Origin of the sequence: Streptomyces doebereineriae (assembly GCF_031845645.1) — a bacterium.
Classification (GTDB): domain Bacteria; phylum Actinomycetota; class Actinomycetes; order Streptomycetales; family Streptomycetaceae; genus Streptomyces; species Streptomyces canus.
Genome location: NZ_JAVREZ010000110.1, coordinates 1 through 536, shown reverse-complemented (window position 1 = coordinate 536; position 536 = coordinate 1). Strand labels below are relative to the sequence as shown.

Sequence of the window (536 nt, the reverse complement as noted above, 5' to 3'; positions counted from 1 at the left end):
ACCAATGGGCGAGGCTGAACGATGACGATCGCGATGATGGACCAGAGCGCGTACGTCAACTCCACCGGTACATCGAGTTTTCCGGCGGCCTTGCCGGCCTCATCATCGAAGCCCGTGCGTTCCCGGGATGGGAGAGCTTTGGGGCGATGATCGCCCACTTTCGCTTTGTGCGAGATCATCACGAACACGTAGCGAGAATCGCAGTTGTAACGGATGCCCCCACGGGAGACATCGCGGAACACTTGGTGTCGCACTTTGTGTCCGCCGAGGTCAGGCATTTCCCGGCTGGGCAGATCGAGGCGAGACGGCTGTCGCACACCCGCTGAAGTGCGTCATCAGAGGCTGTGTGCTAGGCGGACGTTGGGACTGTGACCCGCCATGCTGGCCTGATGACTCTGGAGAACGAGGACTTTGGTACCTATCGAGGCCGCTGGATCAGTGATCGGATGGCATTGGGTGACAGCTAAGCCGTCGCCTTCGATCCGACTCGAAAAGAGGTCACGGCAATGAATGCTCGGCCACGATCTGAAGCCAGG

2 protein-coding genes are annotated in these 536 nt (G+C 59.7%); one reads left to right on the top strand and one right to left on the bottom strand.

Annotation, left to right across the window (positions count from 1 at the left end):
- Window positions 1-188 (bottom strand): hypothetical protein (locus RNB18_RS50950; RefSeq protein ID WP_311720919.1); only part of this gene is annotated, 188 nt, incomplete at its 3' end.
- On the opposite strand from RNB18_RS50950, the gene RNB18_RS53990 reads away from it, so the two are divergent.
- Window positions 102-326 carry a SpoIIAA family protein gene (locus RNB18_RS53990; protein WP_394817804.1) on the top strand — a complete coding sequence of 75 codons (225 nt, stop codon included), beginning with the start codon at window positions 102-104 and terminating at the stop codon, window positions 324-326. The genes RNB18_RS50950 and RNB18_RS53990 overlap by 87 nt on opposite strands.
- Window positions 327-536: the final 210 nt, after the last annotated feature.